At 26.7% G+C, this 20345-nt stretch carries 16 protein-coding genes and 1 pseudogene; 2 read left to right on the top strand and 15 right to left on the bottom strand.

What is annotated here, in order from left to right:
- The 11 genes from ACXX89_RS02820 to ACXX89_RS02870 all read right to left on the bottom strand — a co-directional run.
- Positions 1-561, bottom strand: a 561-nt coding sequence (locus ACXX89_RS02820; protein WP_458557596.1) for a DUF4116 domain-containing protein, incomplete at its 3' end; no start/stop codon positions are given.
- Between the two features lie 261 nt (positions 562-822).
- Entirely contained in the window at positions 823-1212 is a 390-nt protein-coding gene (locus ACXX89_RS02825; protein WP_458557597.1) for a PTS-dependent dihydroxyacetone kinase phosphotransferase subunit DhaM, read from the bottom strand.
- Positions 1212-1823 (bottom strand): dihydroxyacetone kinase subunit DhaL, encoded by a 612-nt coding sequence (gene dhaL / locus ACXX89_RS02830; protein ID WP_458557598.1) that lies wholly within the window; start codon positions 1821-1823, stop codon positions 1212-1214. Before dhaL ends, ACXX89_RS02825 begins: the two co-directional genes overlap by 1 nt.
- A complete protein-coding gene (gene dhaK, locus ACXX89_RS02835) occupies positions 1814-2797 on the bottom strand; it encodes a dihydroxyacetone kinase subunit DhaK (RefSeq protein ID WP_458557599.1) in 984 nt (327 codons plus the stop codon). Before dhaK ends, dhaL begins: the two co-directional genes overlap by 10 nt.
- A gap of 49 nt (positions 2798-2846) precedes the next feature.
- Positions 2847-3605: an MIP/aquaporin family protein gene (locus ACXX89_RS02840; RefSeq protein WP_458557600.1), complete on the bottom strand. Its 759-nt coding sequence runs from the start codon at positions 3603-3605 to the stop codon at positions 2847-2849.
- 10 nt (positions 3606-3615) lie between these two features.
- Positions 3616-5133 (bottom strand): glycerol kinase GlpK, encoded by a 1518-nt coding sequence (glpK, locus tag ACXX89_RS02845; protein ID WP_458557601.1) that lies wholly within the window; start codon positions 5131-5133, stop codon positions 3616-3618.
- Positions 5134-5141: 8 nt separating this feature from the next.
- The gene (locus tag ACXX89_RS02850) at positions 5142-5873 is read right to left on the bottom strand and encodes a glycerophosphodiester phosphodiesterase family protein (protein WP_458557602.1); all 732 of its coding nucleotides are present in this window, start codon (positions 5871-5873) and stop codon (positions 5142-5144) included.
- Positions 5866-7257 (bottom strand): MFS transporter, encoded by a 1392-nt coding sequence (locus ACXX89_RS02855; protein ID WP_458557603.1) that lies wholly within the window; start codon positions 7255-7257, stop codon positions 5866-5868. The genes ACXX89_RS02850 and ACXX89_RS02855 overlap by 8 nt, the downstream gene beginning before the upstream one ends.
- Before the next feature lie 16 nt (positions 7258-7273).
- Positions 7274-8431, bottom strand: a complete 1158-nt coding sequence (gene glpO / locus ACXX89_RS02860) for a type 2 glycerol-3-phosphate oxidase (protein WP_458557604.1) — start codon at positions 8429-8431, stop codon at positions 7274-7276.
- A 231-nt stretch (positions 8432-8662) separates the two neighbouring features.
- Positions 8663-8956: an HU family DNA-binding protein gene (locus tag ACXX89_RS02865; RefSeq protein ID WP_436358342.1), complete on the bottom strand. Its 294-nt coding sequence runs from the start codon at positions 8954-8956 to the stop codon at positions 8663-8665.
- A gap of 1790 nt (positions 8957-10746) precedes the next feature.
- On the bottom strand, positions 10747-11007 hold the full coding sequence (locus tag ACXX89_RS02870) for a hypothetical protein (protein ID WP_458557605.1): 261 nt from the start codon (positions 11005-11007) through the stop codon (positions 10747-10749).
- Between ACXX89_RS02870 and ACXX89_RS02875 the strand changes: the two genes are divergently transcribed.
- A complete protein-coding gene (locus ACXX89_RS02875) occupies positions 11001-13628 on the top strand; it encodes a hypothetical protein (protein ID WP_458557606.1) in 2628 nt (875 codons plus the stop codon). The genes ACXX89_RS02870 and ACXX89_RS02875 overlap by 7 nt on opposite strands.
- A gap of 338 nt (positions 13629-13966) precedes the next feature.
- Here ACXX89_RS02875 and ACXX89_RS02880 read toward each other — a convergent pair whose 3' ends face one another.
- The 4 genes and pseudogenes from ACXX89_RS02880 to ACXX89_RS02895 all read right to left on the bottom strand — a co-directional run.
- Complete coding sequence (locus ACXX89_RS02880; protein ID WP_458557607.1) at positions 13967-14647, bottom strand: UpaP162 family type II restriction enzyme; 681 nt, start codon at positions 14645-14647, stop codon at positions 13967-13969.
- The gene (locus ACXX89_RS02885) at positions 14634-15611 is read right to left on the bottom strand and encodes a DNA cytosine methyltransferase (protein WP_458557608.1); all 978 of its coding nucleotides are present in this window, start codon (positions 15609-15611) and stop codon (positions 14634-14636) included. Before ACXX89_RS02885 ends, ACXX89_RS02880 begins: the two co-directional genes overlap by 14 nt.
- A 77-nt stretch (positions 15612-15688) precedes the next feature.
- Positions 15689-17833, bottom strand: coding sequence for a hypothetical protein (locus ACXX89_RS02890; RefSeq protein WP_458557609.1), 2145 nt, complete (start codon positions 17831-17833; stop codon positions 15689-15691).
- 231 nt (positions 17834-18064) lie between these two features.
- Positions 18065-18142: pseudogene (locus ACXX89_RS02895) on the bottom strand (hypothetical protein); the annotation flags it as partial.
- Between the two features lie 850 nt (positions 18143-18992).
- Between ACXX89_RS02895 and ACXX89_RS02900 the strand changes: the two are divergent.
- Positions 18993-20345 (top strand): ATP-binding protein (locus ACXX89_RS02900; protein WP_458557610.1); only part of this gene is annotated, 1353 nt, incomplete at its 3' end.

A 20345-nucleotide genomic window follows, 5' to 3' on the forward strand; every position in this document is an offset into this window, starting at 1 on the left:
AATTTTTAAAATAAATTCTTTATCGTTTTTTAAATTATCAGAAGCATATTGTAATGCAGTACCAGATTCTTTAACTGCTTCTAAAATAAATTCTTTGTCATTTTTTAGTTCATTTGATATATATATAGAAGATCAACGATCTTTTTTTAAAACTTCTAAAACAAAAGTTTTATCGTTTCGTAATTTTTCTGAAGCAAATAGTAAGACATAATTATATTCTTTAGCAAGTTCTAAAATAAATTTTTTGTTATTTTTTAATTTTTCCGGCATAAAAAATAGAATATTACAATCATTAGTTTGATTAATATAATTTTCTATTAAAAACTTTATGATTTCTACATCAATAACAAATTCTTTTACTTCTTTTATTAGTTCTTGATTTATTTCTTCTGCAAAAGCAACAATAGAAAAAATAATTTCAGGCGTACTTAAAGTTTTAGTTAAAAATTCTTCATCACTCATTTTGTTTTCTTTGTTTAAATTTACACCTATTTTTTTAAGTATTTTTATAAGTATTTTTATAAGTATTTCTTTTTCTTTTTTAATATCTATATTTTCCATATTATTCTCCTTTAATAATAGTAAAAAACCCTATTAATTTGTTTAATAAGGTTTTTATATAATTTAATTTGGTTGTATTATAAAATTTGAATGAAAAATTAGCAAATTTTAATTTGCTAAGATATATATATATATATATATGAATTATTTTAAGAGATAGTCCTTTTTCATTTTTCATTTTTCTCCTTAATACTTTTTAATTATATCATTTTTTGGTTCTAAAAATAGAAAACCCACTATAAAGTGGGCTTAAAATTAAGATTATTTTACAATTTTTTCTTCACTTGCTGATACTACGGAGTTAAAATTCGCTCCTGAGTTTGCAAGCACATAAGCAGAGAAACAATTTTCAACAATAGAACCATGAGAAACGTGAATTTGTTTGTCACTTACCATACTGATAATTGCTTTTGCACTTAAAGTAGCAGAACCTAAATCAGAAAATATTACTATTTCCTTGATATCATTGTTTGCTTCGATGATTTCAAGTAGTTTTAAAGGTTCAGTTCCTAACTCTTGTCCATCATTAATTCCACCTAATGCTTCTATTTTGATATTATTTTCATCAATAGGAAGCATTTTAGTTAAGTATTCTTTAATTGTTTGTGCTAATTTATTGTAATGAGAAATAATAATAAATAATTTCTTCATTATAATCCTTTAATTAAATTTTTAATAATAATATAACTTGAATAAGAACCTGGATCAATTGTTCCTTTTGATCTTTCTTTTAAGTATGATGCTCTTCCTTTGGTTGCAACTAAATCTTTAGTGTTTTCTACTAAAGAATAAACAAAGTTAATAGTTGCATCAAATTCACTTGCATCTAATGTTTGTTTTGAAGCTAAATAAGTTTCAAGTGGTTTTCAAACATCATACATTGTTTTTTCGTTTAATTGTACTTTTCCAAGCATTTCAAGTGATTTTGTAAAACTTGAAACTAAAATTTTAAATTCGCTAAATGTAAAAGTTTCATGTCCTTTTAATGCATTAGCAGAATTCATAAATGCCATTCCATATAAAGGACCAGAAGCACCTCCTACTTTTGACATTAGTGATCTTCCAACTAAAGTTAAATATGTAGATAAATCTACTTGTTCAAAATGGATACTAGAAACTTCGGTAAATCCTCTAACCATATTAAATCCATGATCACCATCACCAATAGTTTGATCTAAAGTAGAAATATAATCTTCATTTTCTTTTAACTCTTTAGCAATGTTTTTCATTGCATCAGTTAAATTAGAATAACTTATTTTCAACTTTTCACCTCTGTTGGTTCATCTAATAATGATTTAAGTTCATCATCTAGTTTTAGTAAAGAAATTGAAAATCCTTGCATTTCAAGTGAAGTCATAAAATTTCCAACATGAGAACTATAAATAGAAACATTTTTAGTTGCTAAATAATCATAAATATCATTAGTTGCTATAAATAATTCCATTTCAGGTGTTCCACCTAAACCATTAACCATTAAAGCAACTTCTGAGTTTTTATAGTCATAATCTTTTAAAATTAAATCTAACATTTCTTTAACAATTTCTTTTGATGATTTAATTTTTTCTCTTTTAATTCCTGGTTCACCATGAATTCCAAGACCAAATTCAATTTCATCTGCTGCTAATGAAAATGATTCTTTTCCTGTTGTTGGAATAAAAATAGAGTTAAGAGAAATTCCAAATGATCTAACATTTTGAATTACTTTTTGTGCTACTCTTTTTACTTCTTGTAAAGAAGATCCTTTTTGAGCTAATGCTCCTGCAATTTTGTGTACAAATACTGTTCCAGCAATCCCTCTTCTTCCAATGGTTCAAGTGGAATTTTCTACAGCTACATCATCATCAACTAATACTGTTTCTACATTTTTACCATTTGCTTGAGCCAGTTGTTGTGCTATTTCAAAGTTTAATTTGTCTCCTGTGTAATTTTTAATAATTAATAAAGTACCATTTTTTGAATCTAAAGCGTTTATTGCTGCTTCAACTTGATCTGGTGTAGGAGATGTAAATACTTCTCCTGCAACAGCAGCACTAAGCATACCATTACCTACAAATCCCATATGTGCTGGTTCATGACCGGAACCACCACCTGAAATTAAAGCAACATTATTTTTATTAAATTCAGTATTGTAAATAACATTAAAGTTTTCAACCTTTTTAACTTTTTTATTTGTTTTTACAATCCCATTAATCATTTCTAAAACTATGTCTTCTTTTTTGTTTAATATTTTTTTCATATAATAAATTCCTTTATTGATTAATTATTTTATTTTTATAAGTTGCTAACTAAGCTGCAACTGGAATTAAAGCTAAAGCGCCAATAATTGCACCTGCTAATGAAGGAGCAACAACTGGAATTCATGAGTATGATCAGTTTCCTCCAACATGTTCGCTTTTTCTATTTGCTAATAATGTTTTTTCCATTAAAGCATAAACCATTCTTGGACCTAAATCTCTTGCTGGGTTAATTGCATAACCTGTTGATGAACCAAGTGAAGCACCAACTGCTACAACAATTAAAGTTACTGGAACTGGACCAAGTGATGCTAATCCTATTTTATTTCCACCTTTACCAAATGCTAATATTAATCCAACAAGTAATAATGTTCCTACTAATTCATAGGAGAAATTAAAAATAGTTGCTTTTTCTTTATTTGCAAAAGCAGGTCCTGTACAGTGTACTCCTCTTAATGTAGCTAAATCTGTTTCTTGAATGTGTTTTCAGTTAATGAAGTTTAAAAGCATTTGTCCTGTCATTGCACCTAAAATTTGCACAGGAATATATGTTAAAATTAATGGATCACTTAACTTGCTACTTACAGCAACAAAAAATGTGACTGCTGGATTTAAATGAGCAGAACCACCAAGAGATAATGAAACTATTACCCCTGTAAATACAGCTAAACCTCATCCTAAAATGATAACGATTCATTTTCCAGATTGGTTCGCAAACATTCTTTTCATGGAAACGCTGTATCCAACACCGTTACCAAGAAGAATTAGAACTAAAGTTCCTAAAAATTCTGATAAAATATCTAATCTCATTGCTTTTCTCCTATTCTATATCTTTTGTTCAATTTAAAGTTTTTTTAACAGCTGTATCTCAACCTTTGATTAAAGCATCAATTTCATTTTGTGCTAATTGTGGTTTAAATACTTTGTCAATTTTGTTTATTTTTTTGATTTCTTCAAGATCTTTTCAGTAACCAACAGCTAATCCCGCTAGATATGAAGCTCCTAAAGCTGTAGTTTCAATATTTGAAGGTCTTTCTACTTTTAAATTAGAAATTGAAGATTGGAATTGCATTAAGTAATTTGAATTTGATGCTCCTCCATCTACTTTTAATAAGATAATTGGTTTTTGTAAATCTTTTTCCATTGCTTTAATTAAATCGTTTGATTGGTAAGCAATCGCATCAAGAGTTGCTTTAATTAAGTGTTCTCTTTTGGTTCCTCTTTCTAAACCAAAAATCGCACCTCTTGAATATGAATCTCAATAAGGAGCTCCAAGTCCTGTAAATGATGGAACCATATATACTCTTTGATCATCATTTACAAGTGAAGCAAAGAAGTCTGATTCTGCTGAGTTATATAAAATTCTTAGTGAATCTCTTAGTCATTGAATTGCTGCTCCAGCGATAAACACTGAACCTTCAAGAGCATAGACTGTTTTGTTGTCTCCAAGTTTTCAAGCAATTGTGGTTAGTAATTTATTTTTGCTTTTAACTGGAGTGTGTCCTGTATTTACAAGTGTAAAACAACCTGTTCCGTAAGTATTTTTAACCATTCCTACTTCTGTACATAATTGTCCAAAGAGAGCTGATTGTTGATCTCCTGCAACTCCAGTAATTGGTACTTGTCCTTTTGCTTTATTAGATCAATGATGAGGACTTACAACTCCATAGTGTCCGGATGAAGATTTTACTTCTGGTAAAATTTCTTTTGGAATTTCAAGTAAATCTAAAATTTCTTGATCTCAGTCTAAAGTGTGAATGTTAAATAACATTGTTCTTGAAGCGTTAGAAACGTCAGTTGCATGAACTTTACCATCGGTTAATTTTCACATTAATCAAGTGTCAATTGTTCCTGCAAGTAATTTTCCTTCTTTTAATTTTGTTTTTGCTTCTTCTACATTTTTAAGAATTCAACGAATTTTTGTTCCACTAAAATATGGGTTAATAATTAATCCAGTTTTATCACTAAAGAAGTCTGATAATCCTTTTTCAATTAATGTTTCACAATAATCTGTTGTTCTTCTATCTTGTCACACAATCGCGTTATATACAGGTAATCCTGTTTCTTTATCTCATAAAACAACTGTTTCCCTTTGATTTGTAATTCCTAAAGCAACAATATCATGGGATTTGATTTTTGCTTTGTGTTTTGCACTTTGCATTGTTGAAAGTTGTGTATTTCAAATTTCTAATGGATCATGTTCTACTCAACCAGATTTTGGGAAGTATTGTGTAAATTCACTTTGACTACTTGCTTTAATATTTCCATCATGGTCTACCACTAGTGTTCTACAGGAAGTGGTACCTGAATCTAATGTGATAATAAATTTATCTTTCATTTTTCTCCTTATTTGTTTTTTTCAAATTTGTAATTACTAATTTGAGCATAAACAAGTTTATCGTTTAAATATTCGTTGTATTTTTTTTGATCTTTAAGAGTTCATAACATTAAAGGCATATTAATTTTTTGATAACGTTTTTTATCTTTATCATATAAAACGGTTCAAGGATTTAAGAATTGACACACTTGTTTCATTTCTTCTATAGAAACTGCTTTAAATTGAGTTTCTGTTCAAAATAGAAATCCAAGTTGGTATTTTGAACTTAACTTGCGCATATTTCTAAGTGTTTGAAAGTTAAAAGATGAAAAAACTATTTTTTGAAAATATGCTTGTCCATATTTGCTTGCAAGTTTGTGTAATTCTTCTTCTATTCCTTTATATTCTTTTTGATCAGTTTTAATTTCAACATTAATAATTTTAAATAAATTTAAGTATTTATCTAAAAATTCTTCTAATGTGAGTATTGTTTGTTTTCTTGTACTTTTTTTAAAAAAGAGGCTGTGATCATCTTTTTTAAGTTCTTCCAAAGTACAAAATTCAATTTCTTTTTTAGTTAATGCTGTTCTGTTTGTCGTTTCATCATGGATAATAACTAATTTTTTATCTTTAGTTAAATGAACATCAAGTTCAACACCATCAAAATTGAATTGATAAGCCATTTCAAAGGCTAATTCGGTATTTTCTGGGGCAATTGCAGAGTATCCTCTGTGTCCTAAAATTAATTGTTTGTTATGCATTTTCTAATGTTCTCCATCTGTAGTTTGTTTTACCTAATTTTTTAAGTTCAATTGTGTTAGCAATATGCACAGCAAGTCCTGCAAGTAGTCCAAGAAGCGCGATTGCCAATGTAATAACTAAAATAATTTGGTAACCTTGTATTGAAGTATTATCTGCTCCTGTTGGTGTGTAATATTTACCAACTGCTCCTGTAATTTGGTATAGTCAAGCATCTGTTGAAAAACCAATAAAGGAAAGAACAGCAACACTTGAAGCATAAGAATTTTTTTCTAAGTGAATTTCACCAATTTGAGCATATCTTAAAGTAACCATTGCTCATGAAAGAATTCCTGCTAATAGATAGAGAATTGAACTGAAAACAATTACTCAAACATTTGCTGATTTTGGAACAAAACCAAGTAAGATTATTGCTCCAAGTAGAATAATTCCAATTCCTGTAACAATAATTAAGAAAAGAACATATGATCTAAATTTATCAGCTCATCTTCCTATAAAGGTGGAAACTAATGTTCTTAATCCATAAGTTCTAATTCCTCCTAAAATAGTCACAAGAATCGCTGGTGCTAAGTATCCATTTTGCATTAATTGAATTAAATAGTAAGCAAAAACACTTTGAAATGTATACATACCCATTACAAAAATTGATAATGCTCATAATTTTCAATTTTTTAGTGCTTTAAAAACAGAAATTATACTTTTTTTCAATCTAGCTCATGAAACTTTTTCTGTATCTTTATCTTGTTTTTTCTCTGGAACAAGAATTAGTACAAAGATTGATGTAGCAACTAAAAAGGTTGCAATTAAGAAAGCATAAACAGCAAAAGGTATTGCACTTCCATTTGCTCTTGGAACTCATACATTAGTAACTAATAGTCCTAATAGAAATACAAAGAATAAACCGATAATTCCGTTTGCTGTTCCTTGAATTCCATATGCTAAGCCTTGATTTTCTTTTGTTGTTTGTTGTGAAACAAGTTTTCATAAAGGTGTTCAGAATACAAGAGTAGAACTAACACCTCATAACGCTCAAATTATTGAGTATTGAATAAATAATGAATTTGGATTTAAACTTTTTGAATTTCAAATTGTAGCTCCAAATCAGAAAGTTATTGCTCCTGTTGAAAAGACAGCGATAGACAACAACCATCTTGAACTGAACTTATTGGCTAAAAAACCGCCAGGAAGTTGAGTAATTAGTGTTACATAACCAATAATTGATGTTAAAGTAGCAACTTGATCTTCTTTAATGTTTAAGTATTCGTGTAAGTTTGGAATGATGTTTTTAATATAGTATGGTGCTGCTATTACAAAAACATCAGAAGCCGCTAAAATGATTAAGGCAATAATTTGTCTTCAGGTTAAACCTTTTAATTTAGCTAACATTTTGCCCTCCTAAAATTTAAAATCTAACTGTATATTTAGGATTAAAGTTTTCTTTTTTAGTTAATTTTAGTCCTGATTCTTCAACTAATTTTGCAATTTCAATAGCAATTGCAGGTGCTGAGGCAATAGCTGGTGATTGCATTCCAGCTGCGTTAATAAATTTTTTGTTATCTTTAGCAGATCTAATAACAAAATCGTTTGTTTCTACATCAATAGGTCTTGAACCTGCTAAAGTCATAATTGTTTTTTCAAGTCTAATTGAAGGAATAATTTCTTTTCCAATTTCTCCAATATAGTCAAATTTTGCTTTTGTAACAAGTCTTGTTTCTTCTTTTGGTACACCTTCTTCAGCAGTAGGTCCCACTAAAACATGTCCATCAAGCATTGGTGCAACAATAACACCTTTTCCGTGAATTGTAGGAACTTTAAAACAAATTGAGTTTACTATTCCACCTTCACTACGTGCTAAAATTCTGTATTCTCCACGTCTTGTTGTTTGTTTAAAGTCACCATATCCTGCTTTTTGTGCAAGGACATCTGCATAGTGACCAGCAGCATTAATTACAACTTTTGAATGTAATTTTTCGCCACTTTTTAAAGTGATTTCAAATTCATCATTTACATATTTAATATCTGTAACTTCAGAATTGTTTTTTAATGTTGTACCATTTTGTTCACTTGCTCCAAGAAAAGAATATGTCGCTCTTACTGGATCAATTGCTCATGAACTTGTGCATAAAAGTGCTCCATGAACTTTTGGATTAACATTTGGTTCTTTTTTTAGTACTTCTTCTTTAGAAAGCACTTTTAAAAATTCTTTTGGAACTTTATTTGTTAAACCTCTATCATATAGCATATGTACATGCTTCATTTCTTCTTCATTAAAAGCTAAAATTAATGAATCAACTTGTGCTCTTGGAAAATCTAAATCTTTAAAAATTTTCTCTCTTCATAACTGATTTCCAAGAACATTTAGTTTAGCTTCGATTTTTCCTGGATCAGGATCAAAACCACCGTGTATTGCACCTGAATTTCCTCTGGAAGTTTCATCTGCAAATACTGGATTTTTTTCTAATAATAGATTTTTCATATTATATTGAGACAACTCATAAGCAATCGAAGCACCTATGATTCCCCCACCTATAATAATTACATCGTATTTTTCGTTTTTCACAATACCACCTCCCAATTTTTGTGGTAATAATATTATATATAAAAATTGATAAAAATTCAAATTTTTCTTTTATTTGTTCAAAAAATATTATTTAGAATGAACAAATAATTTTTTTATTTGAAAAATGCTTAAAAAAATGGGCAAAATAAGTGTTTTTGATTTTTTGATAAAAATAAAAAACATAAACCACAAATGCAGTTTATGCTTATTTAATAAATATATTGATATATTTTATGATTTAAAGTCTACTAAATCACGTAAATATTTTGATGGTTTGTATTTAATTGCTCTTTTTTGTGGAACAACTTGTTCTTCGCCTGTAAAACTATTTACGATTTTTCTTTGTGATCTAACAACAGTAGAGAAGATTCCAAAATCAGCTAATGTAACTTTTTCTTCTGCTAATAATTGTTCTTTTAAAACAAATAACATTGTTTCTAAAATATGATCTAGTTGTTTTGGACTAACTTTTAAATTTTCATCTAATCTATCAACTACATCGTTTATAAATTCTTTTTTTGTCATATTTTCCTTTAATTTGCTTTATTTTATAAAATTTAAATATATATAATTTTATACTAAAAATATATTTTTATAGATATTTTTATAAAAATATTAATAATTAGTTATTCTAATTTTATACAAAAATTAAAAATATATCAAATTTTTATTGTTTTTTTTATTAAAACAAAAACAATTTGCTATACTTCTTTTTGTTAATATAAAGTTTATTTTTAAATTTAAATAATGCTTTAAAGATAATATTTTTGATTTATAAAAATTCTACAAAAAAATTGAATATATTTCAGAAAAGTGCTATAATAATAGTATAAATACATTTTCACAATCCTAATTAATTAAGCTTAACTTAATTAATGAAAAAACTCCATTTTGACGCAATGGAGTTTTTATATAAGGTTGTGGAAAATGTATTAACTTTTTTTACAATTTAATTAATACTAAAATTATAATCAATAAGATTAAAATTCTTTCCATTTTTTACCCTTATTTTAAATACATTTTTCATCTCCTTCTGTGACTAAATAGTAGTCACATTTTAATATTACCACAGAATTTAATTTGTTACGAAAATACGGAAAAAATTGGGATTTTTGGTTTGTTTTTCCTAAAATTTTGTTCCATTTAAACTAAAATTAATTTATAAATATTATGATTTTTTATCTCTTTATTTTCAATAAAGAAGAATCTTTTTTCAACATTGAAGAATTAAAACTTAGTTATATAAAATTTATTATTAATTATGTTTTTTATTTATTAATTATTTTATTTGTTTTATTGCAATTATAATTTATAATTAAATCTGAATTGATATTTAAATCGACTATAGTTTAAAATCATATTCTAAAAAGAGCACCGGAAAGTATTCTCGAATGTTTCTAAATGATCTTTCCACATTTGGTTTATGAGTAGGAACACTACTAGAAATTACTTTTATGCCCTTTTTTCCATTTCTTTGGTTAAATTTGTTTCGGAATCTTGGGTTCCATAAAAGGTTTTTCTTTTATCACAAAAAAATTATTGTGGTTTTTAATATTTAGCGAAAATCATTTCTAACAGTTTTATGTCATTTTGATTAATTTCCTATATGTTAAAATGAGTAACTAAAAAACCACTGCTTGTATCTATAGCATTTTATACGATTTCACCAAATTTTAAAGATTTTTAAGCAATATTTTTCTGTTGCTTTTTTTATTTTTATTATTTTTATAAAAATTTTATAAAAAGTGCTACAATAATATTATAAATACATTTTCACAATCCTAATTAATTAAGGTTAACTTAATTAATGAAAAAACTCCATTGCGTCAAAATGGAGTTTTTATATAAGGTTGGTGGAAAATGTATTAACTTTTTTTATAATTTAATTAATACTAAAATTATAATCAATAAGATTAAAATTTTTTCCACTTCTTCATCCTTATTTTAAATACATTTTTCACCTCCTTCTGTGACTAAATAGTAGTCACATTTTAATATTACCACAGAATTTATTTTGTTACGAAAATACGGAAAAAATTGGGATTTTTGGTTCATTTTTCCTAAAATTTTGTTCCATTTTAACTAAAATTAATTTATAAATATTATGATTTTTCTTTATCATCTTAATATAATGAAAAATGATCTTTTTAACATCAAATAATTAAAACTTAGTTATAATGTCTGTCTCACTTTTGGTATTTAAAACAAAAATATTTTAATTATCATTATATATTACTAAAGAGGACATTTTGATTAATAATTTACAAAATTTTTATAAAAATTTTAGAAAAAGTGCTATACTATAATTAATAAGATTAAAATTCGCTCCACTTTTTAACTAAGTGGAATAACTTTCTCAGTAATATCATTGAGAAAGTTTTTTTAATTTTAAATGAAAGCAATTTCATCTTTTTTATTTTTTTAGTTACTAGTTCTTCTCATAAATAATCTAGTCCTTTTGATTCTCAACCTTTTTCTAGTTCGATAGTTCTTCCACCTAATTTATAAGTGTTAATTGCGTTTATTCCATCAACTGTTCAATCTCATAATCATTTGTATAGTTCTTTATATGTCATTTTCATTTTATTTCTCTCTTTCTGTAATTTTTCAACTTTTCAAAATAGGAACCTTTAATGGACAATCTGCTGATGGTAGAAGACAAGAAGAATATGAAACAACAGTAACTGAAGTAACTAAAAAATTTAAAGAAAAACAAGCTACAGCTAAAAATACTATAGATGGATTAAGTCATTTAAGTGAAGAAAGAAAAAATCATTTTAAAAATGAAATTACTAATACTTTAACTAATGAAAATGCTGATATTAGTTCGATTAATACTATTGTTGGTAATGCAACAGATGAAAACAGAAGTGCAGAAGAATTAGCGAGTGCTAAAGCATCAGCTCTTGGAGTAGCAAATAACTTAAAACCACAAAATGAAGGTGGTACAAGAGAACAGGTTGTAAGAGATATTGAAACAGCTACAAAAGTTTCAGATGTAACTATATTAAAACAAAATGCACAAACTTTAATTGACAATTCTAGAAATGCAGCACAAACTGCAGTTCTTAAACTAAGAGGATTGGATGAAGGTGGTGATCAAACTTATGAAAACTACAATAATAAATTAACACAAGCAGGCAACGATCAACTCAAACTAGATAGACTCAAAGATGAAGCTGAACATAAATTTAACACTGTAGCAAATGTTACTAAAGGTAAAATTAACGGTTTACCAGAAGGGGAGGATAAAAACAATTTAGCTAGAGAATGACAACAAATGTTAAATGGACCTGCTGATGGTAAAACAATTACTAAGGTAAAAGAAATTGATGCTGAAGTAACAGCGGTAATTAACAAACTCGACAGAGAAAGAGAACTTCCTTTACTTAAACAATATATAGATATGTTACTAGATGGAAATGCTATCAAAAATAATGCCAACGAATTCTATAATAATGCAATTAAACCTAATTCAACTGCAAAAGGAAAAGATGTTAGAGATGTTAAAGGTCAAATAACTAAGGAATTAGAAATATTAAATAGAGAAGCTCAAACATATATAACTAATAAATTAGCTGGTGATACCAGTGGTACAAAAGAAGCTTTAATTGCAGAACTTGATGGACATGTATTAAGTCAAGCTGATATTGAAGCTAAAAAAGCAAGAGCAGATGAAATATTTAATACCAAAAAAGAAGAAGTATTAGTATTTGCTGAAAAGTTAAGCGAACAAAACAAACAAAATACTATTGATAAAGTAAAAGGTACTCCTGATGGTTCAGTACAACCAGCAGCAAGCATTGAAAGATTGGAACAAATTTTAGCTCAAGCAAAAACATTAAAACAACAAGAAGATGAAGCACAAAAAGGTCCAATTAGAAGTGCTGCGCAAGCAATTGTAGAAAAATTCACTAATAGTAGTCTTTCAAGTCCATGAAATGCTAAAGGTAAAGAATGAAATAGAAAATTAAAAGATCAAAATCTTTCACTTGATGAAATTAAACGTATAAAAGATGAAGCTGAATCAACTCTTAACAAGTTAAAAGCAGAAGCAATAACTGAAGCAAATAGTATTAGTAATTCTTCTGAAAAACAAAGAATTTTAAATCTTATTAATAATGGATCAGCAGGAAACTATTATGATAATAGTGCCGAAGATTATGAAACATACAAAACAAATGCAATTAATATTGTGCAAAAAGAAAGAGCAGACAGAGAAAGACAAAAAGCAAATGCTAGAGCAATGATTGCTAAACTCCAAGGTGATGGTTACAACCAAGATAAATTAACTAAAGAACTTGATGAAGCAACAACTCAACAACAATATGATGAAATAGAAGAAAGAGCAAGACAAGTTATTGCAAATAAAAGAACTCAGGTTCAAGGAAAAGTTACAGGAAATCCAAAAATTACAAGACAAGAAGAAAGAGATAGATTGGGACAAAGAATTCAGGATGCTCAAACAATTACAGACTTGAATACTATTGAACACGATATAGACAACTACTCATATGTTGGTGACCCAATTAGAGATGCAAAAGAAGAAGCAATTAATAGAATGAAACAAAAAGGAGAATCTACTGTTGCAGGAGCGCCTTCTTCTTCTTCTTCTATATATAAACTAACACAAGAACAAATAGAAACATTTAGTGCAAGAGTTAGAAATGCAACTTCAGTTGATGAAGTAAATAGAATTGAAAAAGAATACATTGAAACAACATTCTTTGATACCAGAAGAATTGTTACATTGAAACAACAAATTGGTCAATATGTAACACCAAAAGTTTCAAATGATAGTGATAAATTTGTTGCTTGATACAACTACTTTAAAAATACATTGGAAAATGAAACATCAATCAAACAACTTGGAAGAAACTTTGTTCAATATGTAAATGATAATGCTATTGGTGGTGCAACATCAGAAAATCATCGTCAAGAATTACTAAAAGAATGACACAAATGAGCACAAGAACCTGGAGTTGAATGAGCAAAAGGATTAGTCTTAAATTCAACAACTCTAAATTGAGATGATAAATATAGATTAATTGATAAATTAGTATTAATTCACTCATTATTTGAATTCACAGATTGATTGAATGAAGCACATAAAGCAGATAACAACATTCCAAGTTCAATTCCTACAAGTAGTACAATTAGATTCTTTGACGGATATAACTGAACAGAAATTCAATAAAACTAAATTATCGCAAAGTTTTAAACAATATAAAAAAGTTAACATCTTAATGTTAGCTTTTTTTATTATCAAAAACTTAATTCCAATTTAGGGCTAAATTTTGCAAAAAATCAAATGATATAACAAAAAAATAAATAAAAAGTGAAATAAAAGCGTATTATCAAATTTAGCACAAAATTCCTTACAGTTACAATGATTATGCAAACTTAAAAAAATGTAATTAAATTAGATAAATAAAAACCGTTTTGCCCGATAAAATAGGCATAAACGATTTTTCGTTATTAAAACTGGGAAACTTAAAATTTGTAACTATTATCACATAAGCAAATAAATATACCTTATTTTTCTTTATTTAAATTCAATATCTCTTCTAGAGTTGTTTTATAATTTATATCTTTAATTTCTTTTTTATTATTTTTAAGAAAAATTTTAGTTACCATCAACCTACCTGAATCATAGTTAAAAGTTGAACTTCAATTTCTTTTATCTTGAAGATGGTTCTTTGAAAAATCAATCTCTTCTAAGAAAAATCCTGACAAATCATTTAGAAAAACAAATTTATTATTGTTTTCTACTTCAAATGAATAATTAAATTTTAAAACAAGAAAATGAACTTGTTTTTTAGTTTGGACTAAACTTTTATAATCTGTTTTTAACTGTTTAATTGCTGCAACCGCATCATTTATTTTCTTTGCTACCTTTAAATTTACCACAAAAATATCATTTTCGTTTTCACAATAAAAATCATAACTAGAAGTTTGAGTTTGTTTTATTTTTCTGATTTTATAGATACTTAAAGGATGATTTGTAATTCTTTCTAATTCAGAACTAATATATTCTTCTATCAAAAAACCTATAGCCGTGGAACTTTCTATACAATTATTTTCATTATTTAACAAATTAACATTATTTGCTTTTAATTCTATTTTGTTATTAGTTAAATCTAAAATTTTACTAATTTGTTCTTCTATAAAATGAAGAAATTCTTGTGATTTTTCTCAATAATTATTTTTGTTCACTTTCTTTGAAAAATACCTTTCTTATTATTTTTGCTATTTCATAAGATAATTTTGCAGGAACTGCATTTCCTATTTGTTTTAAAACATCTGATTTAGAACCAACAAAAAGAAAATCATCTGGAAAACTTTGAAGTCTTGCTAATTCACGCGGAGTTAATACTCGGTTCAGTTTAGGATGAACATGAACACCACCATGATTTTCTTTTACTGTTAATGATGGTTTATTATAATCTAATCTTCTAAAAGCATCTTTAAAATTTTTCATTACAGATTGTCCCACAGGTGTTAAAGAAATTTTTTCTATAAATTCCGGTGAGTGTTTAGTAAAAATATGATTAAAATCTTTATTTTCACTTATTTCTTCTAAATCTGCAATTGCATCTTTAACTGTTTTCATTTTTTGTTTGGTATTTTTTAACAATTCAATTGTTTGTTGTACTTTTTCTTTGTCTTTAGAACCAATAAAAATAACTCTTTCACGTTTTTGAGCTACACCAAAATTAGAACTATCGAGTAATAAATAAGAAACAAAATAACCATTTTGAGTGAATATTTGCTCTATTTTGTCAGTTACTTTAATACCATCGCTTTCTTTGTAAGATAAAATACCTTTTACATTTTCTAAAACAAACACAGTGGGTTGTAATTTAATAATTACTTCAATAGTGTGTAAATAAAGTTTATTTCTTTCATCATTTTGAGATCTTTTACCAGCCATTGAAAAGCCTTGGCAGGGAAAACCACCTATTACTATGTCAATATCTTTTAATTGACTAAGTTCTTCTTTGGTTTCTTGTAAAGTGATATCACAAGGTGAAATCTCAGTTTTAAAATTTAAGTTATAAGTTAGAGTTGCAGGTTTTCAAAACTCAACTGTTTTTACAATTTCAAAATTATTTTTGTAAAATCCTCAAGTCAATCCACCTGCTCCTGCAAACAAATCTACTAGTCTTTTTTTGCTCATTATTCTCCTTTTATTTATTATTTAAATTATAATCTAAAAGCAAAAAAATACAGGAAAAATCCTGTATTAATTTTGATTTATTGAATTTCAGTTCAATTGTGTCCATCGTAGAATCTAATGTTACTACTTATTGGAATTGTACTTGGAATGTTACTATCAACTCTATTTGCAACTTTCAATCAATCAGTTAGATCAAATAATGAATGTATTAGAAGTAATTGATCAATCAAGTTGTATTTTTGATCAAATGTTATGTTTGAATTGAGTAGTAATCCTTTAGCTCATTCAATACCTGGTTCTTGTGCTCATTTATGTCATTCTCTCAATAAGTCTTGACGGTGAGTTTCAGATTGGTTACCACCAATATTAGCATATTGCACGAATTTTTTACCAAGTTCTCTGATTGATGTTTCATTTTCCAATGTATTTTTAAAGTAGTCAATTCAAGCCTTGAATTTATTGGTATCATTTCCAACTTGTGGAGTGATATAGTTAGCTACTGCTTGTTTTAATGTAACAATTCTTCTATTTTCAAAGAATGTGGTTCTAATAAATTCTTCTTCAATTGTTTTAATTTGTTCTGGTGTAGTTGCTTTTCTTATTCTATCATTGTATTCTTCTGCTTGTTCAAGTGTTAGTTTATAAGAAGAAGAAGAAGAAGGCGCTCCAGCAGGAGTTGATTGTGCTTTTATTGAAATTCTATTAGTTGCATCACGTTTTATGCTTGCAAGTGGATCTTCTACAAATACATAGTTATCTGCTTCTTTTTCAATTTGAATCAATTGTTCAATTGTTGATGCATTTCTAACTCTTGTTCCAAAACTTGTTTTTTCATCTTGTGGCATTTTATTATTTGAAGTAATTTTACCTTGTACTTGCACTTTTTTAGCTTCAATAATTTGTCTTGCTTTTTCTTGAATTGCATCATATTGTGATTGTTGTGTTGCCTCATCAAGTTCTTTTGTTAGTTTATCTTTATTGTATCCATCACCTTCAAGTTTAGCAATTTCTGCTCTAGCATTAGATTTTTGAGATTCTAATCTTTTTCTTTCTTGATCACGTAAACTTACTGCTTGATCTTTAGCAGATTTTAAATTAGCTAAACTTGCTCTTGTATCATTGATTCTATTTAAATTACCTCTTTTAGCATTAGAAGAATCAGGAATTTCAAGGTTTGCATTTAATGCTTCTGTTTTTAGTTTATTTATTATTAATTCTGCTTCTTCTTTTATTTGTCTTAATCTATCTAATGAAGTATTTTCATTATTAATTTCTTTTGCTCAATTATTCCCTTTTTGAATATATTCATATTCTCCATAACTTTGTATAAATTTATCTACTAAACCTGTACCATCATCATTTGCAGAAATTAATTGGTTTTTTATAGATTTTTTTTCAGCATTTTGCTCTTGATTTAAGTTTCTATTTGCTTCATCAATAGCATTTTGAATATCTTGCACTGTTGTAGCATTAGCTTTAGCATTATTAATTGCATTTATATGATCTGTTTCTGTTAATTTTTCTTTAATTAAGTTAAGTTCTGTAACTTTATTAAATGCTTCATCAGTTCTTTGTTTAATATCTTCAATATTTTGTTCAGTTAGATTTAGTGAATTTAATTGATTAGATAACTCAGTTTTCAAGTTTGGTGTTTCATTACCAAATTTAGTAGTAATATAAGTAGTAGCTTCATCTCTTAATCTAGTTAATTCATCTGTTATACGACCTTTGGCAGCTCTAATTTGATCTTCTGATGAATTTGGATCATTAATTATTCCACTTTCAGTTATTTTTACACTGTTTCCATCTTTAAGTTTATTTAATTCTCTTAGTGCAGATTCTTTTTTTTGTTCGCGTTGTCTAATTTTTTGATTTTCTGCTTCGATTTTATCTCTAAACTCATAAATTTTGGTTACTGTTCTTTCAGTTTCTCTATTTGCATCTAGACTAGAATTTCGTTTTCAATCTTGTCATTCTGAAGTTATTTGAGTTTTAAAAGCACTATCTGCAAGAGCATTTATTTGATGTTCTACAACTAAACTAACATCAGCAAATTTTCGATCAGCTTCAAGTGCAGTACTATCAAGAAGATTTTGATTGCTTCCTGCATTTGTTAATCTATCACTTCAAGTTGTATATGTTTGTCCATCTTGATTTAAACCTCTTAAAGTTTTAACTGCATTTGTAGCATTAACTGTGGAAATTCTTATTATTTCAGACATTTGTGCTTGAATAGAATCAACTGCAGGTTTGTCTAATGCTTCATTAATTTTAGTAATAAAGTCTTCTTGTTTCCCACCTTGATTTGCTGTTTTTAAATTATTTGCATAACTTAATGCTGATGCTTTAGCACTCGCTAATTCTTCTGCTCTTCTGTTTTCATCTCTTGCATTACCTACAATAGTCTTAATTAAACTAATATCAGAACTTTCATTAGTTAAAGTATTAGTAATTTCATTTTTAAAATGATTTTTTCTTTCTTCACTTAAATGACTTAATCCATCAATTTCAGTTTTAGCTGCATCTTGTTTTTCTTTAAATTTTTTAGTTGCTTCAGTTACTGTTGTTTCATATTCTTCTTGTCTTCTACCATCAGCAGATTCTCCATTAAAGGTTCCTGCCTTGTATTGGACTTAGATATAAAAAAAAGAAAGGAGAAAAAATCAATTTTAGATATTTATAACAACATTGATATACGAGATATCCATAAATACTTTGTGAAAATTGTAAAATGTTATAAAACTAAAATCAAAATAAATTATAAATAAAAATTAGTAGAATATTTTAGAAAAACAAGATTAAATTGCGATATTCTTTTAAAGAAAAGATGAAGATTTTTATAGTCATATTTAAGGTACTATTTTTTAAATTATTTTAAATTAAAAATAACTAAAATTATCGTAAATATAGAGTAAAATTTTAGGAAAAATAAACCAAAAATCCCAATTTTTTCCGTATTTTCGTAACAAAATAAATTCTGTGGTAATATTAAAATGTGACTAACACTTTAGTCACATAAGGAGGTGAAAAATGTATTTAAAATAAAGGTTCAAAAGTGGAGCGAATTTTAATTTTAATAATTATAATTCTAATATTAATTAAATTTTAAAATAATTAATACATTTTCCACTAACCTTAAATAAAAACTCCATTTTAAGGGAATGGAGTTTTTTTCATTAATTAAGTTGAACTTAATTAATTAGGATTGTGAAAATGTATTTATACTATTATTATAGCACTTTTTGGCAATGTATTCAATTTTTTTGTAGAAATTTTTTTTGAATAAAAAATATTATCTTGTAAAGTAATGTTTTATTATTTAAAAATATTTTATTAAACAATGTAATATAATATTAATATGTATAAAAGAAAAGGATAAAAATGAAATTAGATAAATATCTTGGAGAAACAACTGAATATGAAAAAAAAGAAAAAATAGAAAAAAAGGATTTCTATAGTTGATTAAAAACAGTAAGTGCTTTTGCTAATACAAACGGTGGAAAAATCTTTTTTGGTATAGAAGATAAAAGTGATAAATTAGTGGGATTAACAGATATTTACAAAGACTCTGATTATATTAGTAGTGTCATAAAAGATGTTATGGAACCACTTCCATCTTTTGATTTAAAGATTTATGAAGAACAAGACAAAAAATTTATAGTTTTAGATGTAAAAAAAGGTCATCAAACTCCTTATTATCTAAATAAAGGTGGTAGTTACCTTGCTTATAGAAGAATAGGAAATCAAAGTGTAGTCATAAAGGGAAACGATTTAAAAACTTTAATTCTTCAAGGTTCTAATGAAACTTGAGATAGTTTTAAAACCAATATCAGCTATGATGTTTCTTCCTTTAGTTATTTAATTTCATTTTATTATCAAATTACAGAACATAAACTTACATTAAAAGACTTTAAATCCTTTGGATTAGTTTCAAATGATAATTATTTAAATAATAGTGGAGCACTATTAGCAGATGGTCAAATAGTAAGACATTCAAGAATTTTTGCAACCAGATGAAATGGATTAACAAAAACACATTCACTTGCAGAAGCTTTAGACGATGAAGAATTTAGTGGTAATTTATTATATTTATTAGATTCTGGAATTAAATTCATTTCCAGAAATTCCAAAAATATGTGAAAAAAGATAGATTTTGGTCGTAAAAATTATCCTGATTATCCTATGAAGGTAATCCAAGAAGTTTTGGTTAATGCTTTAATTCATAGAGATTATTCAATTAAAGGAGCTGAAGTAACTATAAACATTTTTGATGATAGAATGGAAATTTCTTCACCTGGTGGAATGTATAATGGTAAATTAATACAAGAAGAAAATATTGAAGAAATCAATTCTGAAAGAAGAAATCCAATTATTGCCGATCTTTTTAGTAGATTAAATTTAATGGAAAGACGTGGTAGTGGTTTACTCAAAATATTTGATTATTACCAAAAAGAAGAAAATTATAGTCAAAAGTTAAAACCGGAATTTAAATCAGATAATAGAAGATTTACTGTGATTTTAAAAAATTTAAATTATAAACAAAATATTGAAGGTTTTGAAATAGAAGAATATAAGGAAAATACAAAAAATCTAAATTTTAAAATTGATTATAAACAAAAAAACAAAAACTTAATAAAACCGGAGATAAATATAGAAACCGGAGATAAATTTGACAAAACACCGGAGATAAATATAGAAACCGGAGATAAATTTGACAAAACACCGGAGATAAAT

It is taken from the genome of Mycoplasma sp. 1012, assembly GCF_054343455.1.